This window comes from Pedobacter nutrimenti (genome assembly GCF_003208655.1).
Taxonomy (GTDB): Bacteria; Bacteroidota; Bacteroidia; order Sphingobacteriales; family Sphingobacteriaceae; genus Pedobacter; species Pedobacter nutrimenti.
The window spans coordinates 1-12,726 of sequence record NZ_QKLU01000003.1 but is presented as its reverse complement, the minus strand read 5'-3'; the positions used below and the strand labels follow the sequence as shown (position 1 = coordinate 12,726).

Genomic DNA, 12,726 nt, shown 5'->3' with positions numbered 1-12,726 from the left:
AGTAGGTACTTAAATAAAACTATAATAAAATGAAAAAGTTATTTTTTTCTGCTCTGGTTGCAGTAGTTGCTGTTGGCGGAGCTTTTGCTTCAAGTGCAAGATTTGCACCAAACCATTATACTGTTAATGCTGAAAATCCTGATATTGATTGTAGTGGCGGAACAACATCATGTGCAGTTTTCTTCGGCTCGGCCTGGGATAAACCTGCCAGCGATGCAAGTCGTCAATTGGTTCCTCTCCAAACTCTACAATCAGAGCAATACATTCCTTAAAAATTGTTGTCTATCCTGCTGATGCAGGATAGACAATATCTTCCATTGAATGAGAAAGCCCATAATTTACATTTCTTTGGTATTGGTGATTTCAATAGTCATCATATTAGTATTCCTGTTTTCTGACGAGAATAATGCAAAGAATGGATTTGAACGAAACATTAAGGCATTAGATTTTTCTGTTATCAAGACCATAGATTTACCATCTAAATCCTTACTCTTTAGCCAAAATTTTGGTGACAGCTATTATTTACAGGATTATTCAAATCCTGTTTTTTTGTTCTCAATTGATAACAATCTTTCAAAACTTAGAAGCGTCAACCTGAAACTGCCATTGCTTAATATCAAGAATGGAGGTAATATTGCGTTTATCGACACATCTATCTATGTTACTGATGGGCTAAACAATGTATTAGACATTTATTACCTAGGAACCGCAAGAAATAAACATACAAGGCTAACTAATAAATGGTTAGATCAACTAAACCCGCTTAGCCCAAGAACTTTAGTAGCTAGAGAAGTAGTAATACAAAACAACGCTCCAAAAAGACGAATTACAAAAATTGAAATATCTAAACCGCACCTATCGACAATCTTTGAGCTTGACGAGAAAGCGGATGAATATTTTAGTAATGATGGTTTATTGAAGTATGACAAAAGCAGTTCAAAACTTATTTATACTCATTTTTACAAAGGTGAATTTTTGTGTTTGGACACCAATCTACAAATTATCTATAGAGGCAAAACTATTGATACTATTCGGACTGCAAAAATGAAGTTGGCGCGAACCATTAAAGAAGAAGGTCAAAAGGTCAATACGAAGGTAACTCAAGCCAACCCGCCCAAGATTGTAAATCGTAACTATACAATTTCTAAAGGCTTTATTTTCATTATGTCTGGATTGAAATCAGATAATGAAGACTACTATGGTTTTAGAAATAACCAAATTATTGACGTTTATAAATTATCTACAGGAAAATATATTTACAGCTTTTATCTACCTAAGTATAAAGGTTATAAGCTAAGGGATATTAGAATAACAGGTGTTAAAATCCTAGGTTTGTACGATAAAGTTTTGGTGATATATACACTTAAGAAATAGATGCTGGATTGACATTACGAGTTTAAACAGAATAAATTTCATTATCATTTTGTGTATAACAAAAGAGGGGAAATTATTCTCCTCTTTTGTTGAGTTTAAGTCTAATCACTCTTTAATGCTTCGTTTATCTTATTAAGAATGTCATTTGCGGTCACAGTACTTTTTAAACTGGAGTAGATCTTACCTTGTTTATCAATCAACAATAAAAAAGGTGAGTAGCCAATATTGTAATATTTAGCAAATGGGTGATTAAACATTAGACCATCCGTATATACATTTAGATTATGTGGTGAGGTGTAAAATCCGCTTTTCATTCCCTCGTCCCATTTTTCCTTGGTGCGGTCCATACTGATACTTAGAACCACAAAATCATCTCTACCTTCCAATTTGGGATGAATTTCACGTTCAAACATTTTATGGAAAATTGCACAATTAGTACAGCCTACTCCCCACATGTCAATTAATATAACTTTTCCTTTTAATGAACCAGTACTTACTTTGTTTCCTGCAAAATCAGTAAATGTGGCATTAAAGAGGTTTTTCCCTTTGCTAAGTTTTTGTACATCAGAAATACTTTGCCGTAAAAAGGGAATGGACACGTCATCTTGGCCTACTTCCATTAGCGAATCTAAAACAGTATCATTGGAATTAAGATAGCTTAAAGCAAGTTTAGATGAAAATAGCCAAGCAATTAATTGGTTTCTTATTGATTGAGGATATTCTTCTTTAACAATTTTATAATAATCTTTTATGTCTGCATTATCTGAGTTACTGTTGAATATAATATCAAACCTTATTCTACAGGATAGACTTATAATGAGTTCAGGGCAAAAACTCATCAGCTCGTCAGATTCATAGCTAAAGATATTCTTATATTTATTAAAATACTGTTTCAATAATAAGCGATTAGCCTGTTCATGAAAAGTTGGTTTTATAGAAATACTGTATAACCAATAGTCCCACTTGGAATAGATGTTCGCATATTCATAATTGACCATTTTATACATCTCATTTCCCAAATTATACGCATTTAGGATATTTGATTTTTTTTCAAGAGCACGTTTGATAATGATGTTTACTTTATCAAATTTGGAGTTAAAATCATCTGGTTCATAAAGCTTCAAATCTGAGTAAACGCTTTCTAAGTCCTTATCAATTTGTTTCAATTTATCGACAATCGAATATTTGGATGCTCCTCTACCGCTAAATTCAACTGAAATCTGATGAGGCTTGTTTGTGATGGTTACATTAACATCATCATCCTGCTCAACAAAGTACTTTCCCAATCTTGTAAACAGTTTTTTTTGTTGTACAGTTTGAATTGACATTATAGCTGGCTTACTATAATAAGGAAGTTTAAAACTAAAATGGCCGTTTTTTCCTGGCTTAATCCAGAATACTTCAGGATCGGTTAAAATAGAATTTGGTCGATAAAACTGGATTAATAGGCTGTCGATTGGTCTAGCCTCTTTTAAGGTTTTAATGTTCCCTTTGAATATGGGTTGTTTTTTCAAGGTCCCAATTCCATAAAGAGAGTTTGATATAAACGCCAATAATAGACATGTATAAAGTGTTCTAATAGATTTCATGAGTATAATATTTAGTATCCATCATTTTGGATAATGTTCAAATTGCGGGTGATTTCATCCTTTGAAATTGGGAAAAGGGTGTCAGTTGATTGCCAATTTGATTTAATTGGTCTTAGGATTAGGTCTGCATTTCTCGTTCTGTTTAAATCTAACCAACGGTGTCCCCATTCAGAAAAAAGCTCAATTCGACGTTCCTTAACAATAGCCTTTAAAAGCTCTGTTTGATTTATAGTTGGGTCAGTATCTGCGATTAATGGTAAACCTGCTCTGCTTCTTATTTTATCAAGGTCGCCAATCGAAATTGCCAGTTTATTAAGGTTTGCCCTTGCTTCAGCACGAATGAGATATAGCTCAGCCAATCTGATAACCATCGAGTATTCTGTAACTGTAGCAGATGATTTGACTTTATACTTATAAGGGTAATAGAATGTACCTGTAGCATTTGTAATGCTTCTTATCCAGCTATCTTTTCTTTTATCACTTACTTCAAAAACACTAGTTGCAAGATTGCCATTTAGCGAAACTAGTGAGGGTGTAGTCGTCAAGATGAGTAGATTTCCATCATTAGTATTGGAATTTGCTGTAGGCATTAATTGCCAAATTGCTTCTGAACTATTCTTTAGAAAAATATCATTCAAAGCTACCAAGCTATACAATGAAGTTCTGTCAATTACTTTTGTCGAATAAAATTCGGCATTTGTCCAATCTTGTAAATACAGATATACTCTGGCCAATAGAGCGTTTGCTGTAGCTTTATTTGGTCTGATACGTTCTACGGTAATGTAGTTTTCGCTAAGTAAATCCTCTGCCGATTTTAAATCAGCTACGATTTGTTTGTAAACTTCTGCCGATTGCATACGACTGGTCTGAGAGTTGATCTGTAAATTTGTTGAAAGATGCAACGGTACATCCCCAAATAAATTAACGAGATAGAAATAGCAAAAGGCGCGAATAAAAAGCGCTTCTCCCTGAAGTTCATTTTTAGTCGCCAGAGAGATATTATCAGCATCTTTTAATCCTTCCAAGATAGAATTTGCTGTATATATCCTTTGATAAATAGATAGCCAAAGTGCGGTAAGCGCACTATTATCTGCTGGTATCTGATTATTGTAGAATGGCAATAAGTTAGGATTGTAACCAATAAATTCATCGGCCGTCAATCCGCATAATGAGGAAATACTCCCGCTATCGCCCGAGGCAAAACCCGACAACGCCATAACACTGTAAATACCCAAAATAGCAGATGTTGCGACTTCATTGCTTTTAAACACTGTAGCAGGAACGAGACTATTACTGGGCGGGTCTATTTCAAGAATTTTTTTGCAGGAAGATTGGAGCAATGTTGCACATAGTACAATATATAATGATATAAGCTTTATAGTTTTCATGTTATCAAGATTAAAATGTGAGATTTAGTCCTACTGTCAGGGCACGCAGAGGTGGAAGGTTAACAACACTTTGGCTTTCTGGATCAAGGCCAACGTAATTCGTCCATGTATAAATATTTTGGCCTTGCAAACTTAGCTTCGCATCGCTGATCTTGATTTTTGAAAGCCAATTATGAGGTAGTTGATAGATTAGTGATACATTTTTCAATCTGATGAATGAAGCATCTGTAATTGACAGCCCTCCATCTGTTTTTGCGGTTAGATAATTAATAAACCCCGTTGTCGTAGTAGTGAATTTTTGTATGGAACTTTGATCTTGGTTTTTTTGCCACCTCTTCATTACTTCCGTGGGTTGATTGGTTACTCCTCCCGTTGAAGCAAAATAACCTGGATTATATGTGAGGCTTGACATATAATTGTTGCCAGTTTGTTTCGAAAATGATATAAGGAAATCTAAACTAATTCGTTTGTACCGAATTGAATTTTGAATACCACCGTAAAATTTTTGACCTAGAAATTTAGATAGATAACGGTCACTGTCATTTTGCGTTCCGCTTCTATCCTTATCTTCAAAGACATAATAGCCTGTTATTGGGTCTACCGAAACGTTATATATCTGTTTTGTCGACAATGGCTTGCCAATTATATATGTTGTTCGATTAGTCGAGATTGCCAAATTCGGATATGATACAAGCTTATTCTTTGGAATTGTTAAATTGAAGTTTGTTGACCAGCTTAGATTTACTTTTTGAATTAAGTTTACAGAGGCTTCCAATTCAAAACCATTATTTTGGACGGTTGCTGGTAGATTGACCAAGATGCCTGTCGAACCAACGCTTGGTGGTGTTGGGTTCAATAACAGTTGGTTAGATGATCGGTTCTGATAATATGATATTTCAAGATTTATTTTATCTTTTAAAAAACCTAGTTGAAGGGCACCTTCAAATTTCTTTGTAATCTCCCAGCCGTAATTTGAGTTGGATAGTCTATTAATTGTCAGGGCTGAGGTTCCCTGATATGTTCCTGCTCCGCTATTTGTCCAGAGTTGCAAATATCCGTAATCAGGTATCTGATCATTACCTGTTACACCATAGCTGGCCCTGATTTTACCAAAGCTTAAAAATGGCAGTGCTTTTTTAATAAAGACTTCTTCAGAGAAAATCCATGCACTACCTATCGCGCCAAAATTGGCTAATTGCTTGCCTGGGCCAAACCTGCTTGAGCCATCCCTTCTTCCTGTAAGATTAAAAATATATTTATCTGCCAGATTGTAATTCGCTCTAACAAAAATGGCATTATACCTATACTGCAAATCGGTATTTTCGTATTTGGTTAAAGTTGAAGCATTGCCGATATTATCCATTAGATCGTCACTGTTAAAACCATTGGCCAGGATATTTTGAAACTTGGCTTCATTTCCCTGAAAAGTTAACCCTATCAAAGCTTCGAGTTTTCCATTTCCCAAAGCAGTAGCGTAATTAATTTGCGGCTCGGCAATCCATGAAGTGTTTGTGTTATTTCCAAAGTAACTTTGTCGATTTAAATTCGTTGGATTATTTGCTGGAGATAATGCCCTCAGCGGTCTTTTTGTTAATTCTTCCCTCTTGATATTAGTATAACCCAATGATGTTTTAAAAAATAGATTCTCCCATAACCTATAGGAAACATCTACATTCCCTATTAAATTGTCAGTGCTCGAATCAATAGTGTTGAGCAATGTTGCCATAGGATTTATTGTCATTGGAGTGTTTTTGTACGTCCAATTCAAATTGCCTTCTTGATTGTATAAGCTTGGATAATTGGGGGCTAGTATTATAAAATTGGTTAGGTCAGATGTCAAAAGATTACTTTTAGTATTTGTGTAATTCAGCGTAAATGTTGTTTTAAGGCGACTTTTTTCTGCGCCTAATGTTAAACTCGAATGTAGGCCACCTCTTTTTAGTCCAAAATTTCCTGGAAAAACTGTTCCTTCATGGTAGTAGTTACCTCCAATAAAAAAATTGCTAAAACTGGTACCTCCCGAAATGTTGACATTTGCATTGGTTAAACCTGCTTTGCCACCGATCAATTCATCTTGCCAATCTGTATAACTGGATTGATCCCAAACACCATTTACATCATAATCTAAATTAGTTGGACTAAGACCATCATTCTTAAAAGCCTCGTTACGCATTTGTAGATACTGTTCTGTATTCATCAAATCCATTTTATGGGCAACTTGGCTAAAACCCTGATAAAAAGTAGAAGTGACCTTAATATCACCACTGTTACCTTTCTTTGTGCTAATCAGAATTACCCCATTTGCTCCCCTCGAGCCATATATAGCTGTAGCATCTGCATCTTTCAATACCTCCATACTTAAAATATCATTCGGATTTATTATGCTTAGGGGGTTAACTCCACCACCTGTAACCAAATTTGAAGTACTTGATGAAATTTTCATTGAAGGATAAATCACCCCGTCAATGATATATAAGGGATCATTAGCAACCTGTGGATTGAGGCTATTTCGTCCTCTAATCTGAACAGAGAAAGCTCCTCCTGGCACCCCAGTTGTCTGTGTTATTTGAACTCCAGCAATTCGTCCCTGCAAGGCTTGCAGAGGATTATTTATTGGTTGTTTCTCAATAGTTTCTGCCGTTATTTTTGAAATAGAGCCAGTTCTCTCTTTGTCCCGAATAGTATAATAACCTGCATTTATTTCTACTCCTCTTAGGGTATTGGTTTCCTCTACTAAAGTGACATTCAAAAGTCTGTCCCTAATTACGGCCTTTTCAACTGGACTGTAGCCTAAGTAACTAAATTGCAATTCGGAATTGCCATCATCTGGAGCTTCAATTGAGAACTCTCCATTAGCATTTGTTAAGGTAATCCTATCAGTATTTTTCAACCTTACCGTTACGCCAGCTATTGGTGAGCCTTGCTCATCAGTTACTCTGCCTATTACAGTGAAGCTTACACTTTTGTTTTTTTCTTGGCCACTATTTGTTTTTGCTTTACGTTTTATGGCAATTGTTTTATCAAATATCTCGTAGGTGAATGGCAAATCTTTTAAGCATTGGTCAAGGGCCTTCCTGATGTTGCCGTTCTTGATGGATACAGATACTTTACCTGCTGTTTCAAGGTCTTGTTTGTCATACCAAAAGCCGTAGCCAGTCTGTTTTTTTATTTCATTGAATACGGTTTCTAAGGTCACTTCCTTTAAAGTGATGTTTATCTGTTGTGCGTTCACCAATGCAGTAACCTTAAAGCAGGTTAAAAACAACATCATTAATGATATTTTGAAGGTTTTGGGTATTTTGAATTTGAATGTGGGCCTGTAAACGGTTAACGCAAGCCACTTCCTTCCGCTCAAGGGGAAGCGATGTTTAAAAAAAATCATACTTTTGTAAGGTTTGGGGTTAGTTGATCAAATTATCTTCACGGATTACTGCTTATGCAGTGTGGTTAATTCCCCAAATTTCGCCGGATGTGTTCGAAGCACACCCGGCATTTTTATGGGTTCATTAACTAATACTAAATTTTCTTGTTTTAATTCATTGGCTTAGTGTTTTAAGGTGTAACTATTAGTTTGCTGGTTGAATTATCACGTTTTTCTATGGTGAAGTGGATGTCGCTATAAGCCAGAATATTTAAGAGGACAGATAGGTTAGAGCTTCTCGAAATACTTCCGTTATAAGTCCTATTCGATATTTTCCCTCTGTATACAACGTCAATATCATACCATCTGGCAACCTGTTTTAAAATGGCTTTTATATCTGCTTCTTTAAACTCCAACCTGCCGTTTTTCCAAGCTAAGGTAGTTTCAAGATCTGCATCCTGTACCTTTATGCTATTGCCAACTACAACTGATTGTTGGCGGGGCTTAAGGATTATCGGTTGCAGTGATTGGTTTGCCACCTTAACAGAACCTTCAACTAGAGTTGTGATGGAGGTTTCTTCGTCTTGATAGTCGTTGATGTTGAAATGTGTACCGAGTACTCTAACCGTTTGAGAATGGCTTTTTATGATAAACGGCTTTGCTTTGTCGGGCGTGACCTCAAAATATGCCTCTCCCTGCAACTCTACGTTACGTTCCTTATTACTGGCAAAAGAAGTTGGATATTTTAATGATGAGCAGGCGTTCATCCAAACCTTTGTTCCGTCAGATAGCTGGATTTGATATTGTCCGCCTTTTGGAACAGTGAGTATTTGAACACCGATGTTACCGTTGTCATTATCAATTGTAGTACCATCAAAATAGGCTAAATTATTCCCCTTTACTGTTATACCATTTTTGGTGTCACTTAATCCGATAGTCCTGCCATTAGAGAGCGTGACCGTCGCTTTATTGCCTCCTGGAGAAACATCATTGGCCATAGTGGTTACGGGTAGCATAGTAAATCTTTCGAAAAAATTCCAAGCACCTACGGTAAGCAGAGAAATTGCGGCTATTGCACCAATTGCCCGCCATAGATTAATTTTGAGAGATACGTTTTTAGGAATAGGCAGGTTCCCATAGATTTCCTCACCAATTTTTTTTATCCTTTTTTCTGAAATATCAATCTCATCTTCATTATACTGCAAAAATGAACTTTCAACCAAAGTTTTTTCAGCTTCGGTACATTCACCTGTATTATACCTTTTAAGTAGGTCTTTAGCTTCTTCAGTATTCATTATCCTATTAGGGTTAATTGATTTGAAGCTTATACAAGAATAGCCTAGGCTAACAGGAAGATTTTAAAAAGAAATGTTTTAAGGAGTCCCATTTTCTTATTTGTTTACCAAATAATAATTAGCCTGTTTCTAAATGAGAAAATTGATAAAAAGGATATTGAAAATTATAACGCCTAATTTTGTTCTTAATATTTTAAGAGCATTTGTGATTTGTTTTGACACATTATATTCAGAGGTTTCTAATTTTTCGGCAATCTCCTTATGAGAGAAGTTTTCGTTTCTGCTTAACTCAAAAATAATTCTCATTTTAGAGGGTAAGGCCTTTATTTGTTTTTCAATATACACGCGGAGTTCCTTACTTCTTACTAGATAGTCAGCTTTTTCACTGCTAATTGTATTGCTAAAATCCTTTAGAAAATATATATATCTTGCCTCTACTTTTTGGTGGATGAAATAATTAAATATTTTATGCCGCAATGAAACGTACATAAAAGCTGCAAACTTAGTTCCTGTTGATATTGTTTCTTTCTTTTGCCAAACCTGAAAAAATAATTCTTGTACAACGTCTTTTGCAAGATCTTCATCCCTAAGTTTCTTATAAGCAAAAACAAACATCAAATAGTAATAACGTTTGTAAATTTCAGTATATGCTACGTGATCTCCCTCTTTTAAAAGAGTGATTAGCTCAAAATCTGAAAGGGCATGATAACCAGACATTGCTCATTATTATTTCTAATAACGACCCTTTTAGACTTGAAGCTACCATTATTAAAAACTATAGGGCTGGTATCTCGCGAAGTCTAATGCACTGTAGGCTCTGGTAAGCCTGCCTCTCGTTTCCGAGAGGTTCTCATACATAAACATAAGCGAGTACCAGCCCTATAGCTTTATAGGGTACAGGCACTCTACTTACGCTCACATGAGAATTTACCAGATTTACAGTGTGAGGCTCGTAAGCCATATCTTTTCAATTTAAGAATACGGCAAATTTATAAAATTAATCAAATAACACGCTTTATTATGCTCAATACTAATTCTGCAGTGTCACAAATTAATATCAAAGCAAAATTTTTTTATACCATTTTAAAATTAAAGTATACCAAATATACTTAAAATATTATCAAATCAATAATAATTAATATTAATTCAGTATTTAATATTACTGTAACAGTATTATACCATTGAAATTGACCAATTGTTGCGGATTTTTATACAATTCTATGGCAACAAAAATAAATTCCGAAAGACTTAAAAGCACCATTGCTTCGCTCAAGGCCAGATTTGAAACAGGCACAATCATGAGCATGAATGACCTAACTGATATGTATATCACAGGATTGATCACTGTCTTGGGCATGGGGTATGATGGGTTCATAAATAAATGCGCTGCACCTCAAAAATTTGTAATTGAGGATTTAGTAAAAATGTCGCAAATTTTTGATGTAGATATTAATCTAATCATAAAGGTAGTTTTAAACCAAGCTACTAAAAATGTAAAGCCAAAAGATGTTTCTCATTTTTTATCTAGCCAAAATTAATTGGAAATGCCAGACTTCATAAAAAACATTAATATAAGCAATTTCAAATCGATCAAGTCTGCAAGGATAGATGGCTGTAAAAGGATCAATTTATTTATTGGACGGCCAAATGTTGGTAAATCCAATATTCTAGAGGCATTATCTATTTTTTCTGTTCCGTTTCTAAGAGAAAATAAATCTAAAAGTTTAGCCAATCTGATACGTGTTGAAAATGAAACTGAATTGTTCTACAATGGTAATCATGAGAATGGAATAAGCATTGAAACAAATTTAGGCAGCTCCAGAATACATTACGACAAAAACGAGGGACTTCTAGTTAATATTAGTACCAGCAATGGTGGCGGTTATTACGCAATCGACGAAAAATTAAATCTTCGTTCAAAAAGAAATGATGAGTATATACCTTTTATAAAAAAATATACTTTTTCATCGCAAACTACTTTTAAAAGAGCTCATTCAAGATATTTGATACCGCCCTATGGATTTAATCTTTTAAACGTGATTGAACGCCATCCGCAATTAAAAGATGAGGTTTCCCAAATGTTTAGGGAGTATAACCTTACATTAGTATTTGATAAGGCAAGTCAATCCTTAAAGATAATGCAACCAGAGCGCAATGAGATTTTTCTTGTGCCATATAATTCGATTGCAGATACTCTTCAAAGGATAATATTCTTTAAAACCGCTATCGCGAGTAATAATGATTCTGTGTTATTATTTGAAGAACCTGAAGCACATTCTTTTCCTCCTTATATTACGCATTTAACCCAAGAAATGATCTACAAAAAGGATAATCAATTTTTCATAGCAACTCATAGTCCATTTATATTAAATGATCTCCTAGAAAATTGCAGAGAAGAACTTTCTGTTTACATCGTTGATTATAAGAAGCATGAAACAAAAATTAAACTTCTTACAGATAAAACTCTTCATGAGATCTATCAGAATGGCGTTGATTTATTTACCAATAATGAAACTTTCTTATAGGAACTATGGATCTTTCTATTATACCTGAATGCTATGTGGATACTAATTTAGTAGAAACACTTGTTCCGCCCAGCAAAGGTGGGTACAATCATCAGAAAGGATGTGGTACTGTGACCTCTGTAATGAAAGGTAAATTTAGCGACAGCTTTGCGGTAGGCATTATTGATAAGGACAAAAAACAAGTTGATTATCTAAATGAGTTTAACCTGGTTCATCAATTTGAAAACTTATTTCTTCACAAACATAAAGATAGGCATCATTACATTATTCAAATAAATCCGGCATTAGAAAGGTTTTTAATTTCTGGAGCAGATGAGGTCAATATCTCTTTGGAAGATTATGGTCTGCCAATAGATATGGATAGATTAAAAAAGATATCAAAATCCGTTAATAGTAAAGAAGACCCGCGTTTTAAAAAATTGATAAGGGCGACATTGAAAGCAGGATCGCCAGCGTTTATAACACTGGCAAAATGGATTACATATTTAAAGGATAAAAACTATGCAGTAAATATAGAAGAACTCAAGGTTTTATAATTGAATGTTTAAATAAAAAAGTGTAAGAATTGAGATTTATCATTGTTCAACGACAAGTAAATTCTGTACAACACACCCTATATCAAAGACAAATTTCGTTCAAATAGATTACGAATCTCCGCTTGGCTCAGGTTGAGGCTGTATATATTTCGCTGAATATTTCGTAATCTCTTTTTTTTATAATTTTCATTATCCATGAGAAGCTTATAAGATGAATATGGCTCGTTCTTAATAATCATGTTCCAGATGATTATAGCAATCTTTCTAGCTGTAGCGGTGATGGCTGTATATTTCGCCAAAAGTGGTTCTTCCCCACTTTTGGTGGTTATGTGGGTTTCAGCACTAATCTTTTTCTGAGCAAATCAAAGCTGGCCCTGCCATACATTTGCCGTTTGATAGTCTTTAGCTTATTTACATTGCCTTCTACCGGGCCATTGCTCCAAGGCAATCTGATCGCATTTTCGATGGACTGATAATCCCTTAACAGACCATTCGCAAAAGTTGCCATCTCGCTAATCCCTGAGTGCAGTACATTCTCTATCCAGCCCTGGAGTTGATTTCCCAACTTGTTTTCCATAAGATTTCGGAAATCTCTTACCAATACCAAGGCACGTTCTAAGCCACATGATGATTTACATAATTTGTCTATTAGCTTTTT

General features: G+C 34.9%; 11 protein-coding genes. 5 read left to right on the top strand and 6 right to left on the bottom strand.

Annotation, left to right across the window (positions count from 1 at the left end; all coding sequences use genetic code 11):
* Positions 1-29: 29 nt before the first annotated feature.
* Positions 30-272, top strand: coding sequence for a DUF6520 family protein (locus B0O44_RS08200; RefSeq protein WP_110829247.1), 243 nt, complete (start codon positions 30-32; stop codon positions 270-272).
* Positions 273-321: 49 nt separating this feature from the next.
* Positions 322-1,374 (top strand): hypothetical protein, encoded by a 1,053-nt coding sequence (locus B0O44_RS08195; RefSeq protein WP_110829244.1) that lies wholly within the window; start codon positions 322-324, stop codon positions 1,372-1,374.
* Positions 1,375-1,475: 101 nt separating this feature from the next.
* On the opposite strand, the gene B0O44_RS08190 is transcribed toward B0O44_RS08195, so the two are convergent.
* The 5 genes from B0O44_RS08190 to B0O44_RS08170 all read right to left on the bottom strand — a co-directional run bounded on the left by B0O44_RS08190 (position 1,476) and on the right by B0O44_RS08170 (position 9,724).
* Positions 1,476-2,963, bottom strand: a complete 1,488-nt coding sequence (locus B0O44_RS08190; RefSeq protein WP_110829242.1) for a TlpA family protein disulfide reductase — start codon at positions 2,961-2,963, stop codon at positions 1,476-1,478.
* A gap of 11 nt (positions 2,964-2,974) precedes the next feature.
* On the bottom strand, positions 2,975-4,351 hold the full coding sequence (locus tag B0O44_RS08185) for a RagB/SusD family nutrient uptake outer membrane protein (protein ID WP_110829241.1): 1,377 nt from the start codon (positions 4,349-4,351) through the stop codon (positions 2,975-2,977).
* A 10-nt stretch (positions 4,352-4,361) separates the two neighbouring features.
* Complete coding sequence (locus B0O44_RS08180; RefSeq protein ID WP_170123286.1) at positions 4,362-7,622, bottom strand: SusC/RagA family TonB-linked outer membrane protein; 3,261 nt, start codon at positions 7,620-7,622, stop codon at positions 4,362-4,364.
* Positions 7,623-7,903: 281 nt separating this feature from the next.
* Positions 7,904-9,007, bottom strand: a complete 1,104-nt coding sequence (locus tag B0O44_RS08175) for a FecR family protein (RefSeq protein ID WP_110829237.1) — start codon at positions 9,005-9,007, stop codon at positions 7,904-7,906.
* Between the two features lie 129 nt (positions 9,008-9,136).
* Entirely contained in the window at positions 9,137-9,724 is a 588-nt protein-coding gene (locus B0O44_RS08170) for an RNA polymerase sigma factor (protein WP_110829236.1), read from the bottom strand.
* A 503-nt stretch (positions 9,725-10,227) separates the two neighbouring features.
* Here B0O44_RS08170 and B0O44_RS08165 point away from each other — a divergent pair.
* From B0O44_RS08165 to B0O44_RS08155, 3 genes are read left to right on the top strand one after another with little or no spacing between them, the layout of a single operon-like run.
* Entirely contained in the window at positions 10,228-10,545 is a 318-nt protein-coding gene (locus B0O44_RS08165; RefSeq protein ID WP_110829234.1) for a hypothetical protein, read from the top strand.
* 6 nt (positions 10,546-10,551) lie between these two features.
* On the top strand, positions 10,552-11,532 hold the full coding sequence (locus B0O44_RS08160) for an AAA family ATPase (protein ID WP_110829232.1): 981 nt from the start codon (positions 10,552-10,554) through the stop codon (positions 11,530-11,532).
* Between the two features lie 35 nt (positions 11,533-11,567).
* Positions 11,568-12,068 carry a hypothetical protein gene (locus B0O44_RS08155; protein WP_211321341.1) on the top strand — a complete coding sequence of 167 codons (501 nt, stop codon included), beginning with the start codon at positions 11,568-11,570 and terminating at the stop codon, positions 12,066-12,068.
* A 325-nt stretch (positions 12,069-12,393) separates the two neighbouring features.
* Here the strand turns inward: B0O44_RS08155 and B0O44_RS25070 are convergent.
* On the bottom strand, positions 12,394-12,726 hold a 333-nt coding region (locus tag B0O44_RS25070), incomplete at its 5' end, for a transposase (RefSeq protein ID WP_211321340.1).

Excerpts from the sequence above, each read along its gene's own strand:
- B0O44_RS08185 (WP_110829241.1), bottom strand. The coding sequence starts at position 4,351 with ATGAAAACTATAAAGCTTATATCATTATATATTGTACTATGTGCAACA.
- B0O44_RS08165 (WP_110829234.1), top strand. The coding sequence starts at position 10,228 with ATGGCAACAAAAATAAATTCCGAAAGACTTAAAAGCACCATTGCTTCG.
- B0O44_RS08195 (WP_110829244.1), top strand. The coding sequence starts at position 322 with ATGAGAAAGCCCATAATTTACATTTCTTTGGTATTGGTGATTTCAATA.
- B0O44_RS08175 (WP_110829237.1), bottom strand. The coding sequence starts at position 9,007 with ATGAATACTGAAGAAGCTAAAGACCTACTTAAAAGGTATAATACAGGT.
- B0O44_RS08180 (WP_170123286.1), bottom strand. The coding sequence starts at position 7,622 with ATGATGTTGTTTTTAACCTGCTTTAAGGTTACTGCATTGGTGAACGCA.
- B0O44_RS08190 (WP_110829242.1), bottom strand. The coding sequence starts at position 2,963 with ATGAAATCTATTAGAACACTTTATACATGTCTATTATTGGCGTTTATA.
- B0O44_RS08200 (WP_110829247.1), top strand. The coding sequence starts at position 30 with ATGAAAAAGTTATTTTTTTCTGCTCTGGTTGCAGTAGTTGCTGTTGGC.
- B0O44_RS08160 (WP_110829232.1), top strand. The coding sequence starts at position 10,552 with ATGCCAGACTTCATAAAAAACATTAATATAAGCAATTTCAAATCGATC.
- B0O44_RS08170 (WP_110829236.1), bottom strand. The coding sequence starts at position 9,724 with ATGTCTGGTTATCATGCCCTTTCAGATTTTGAGCTAATCACTCTTTTA.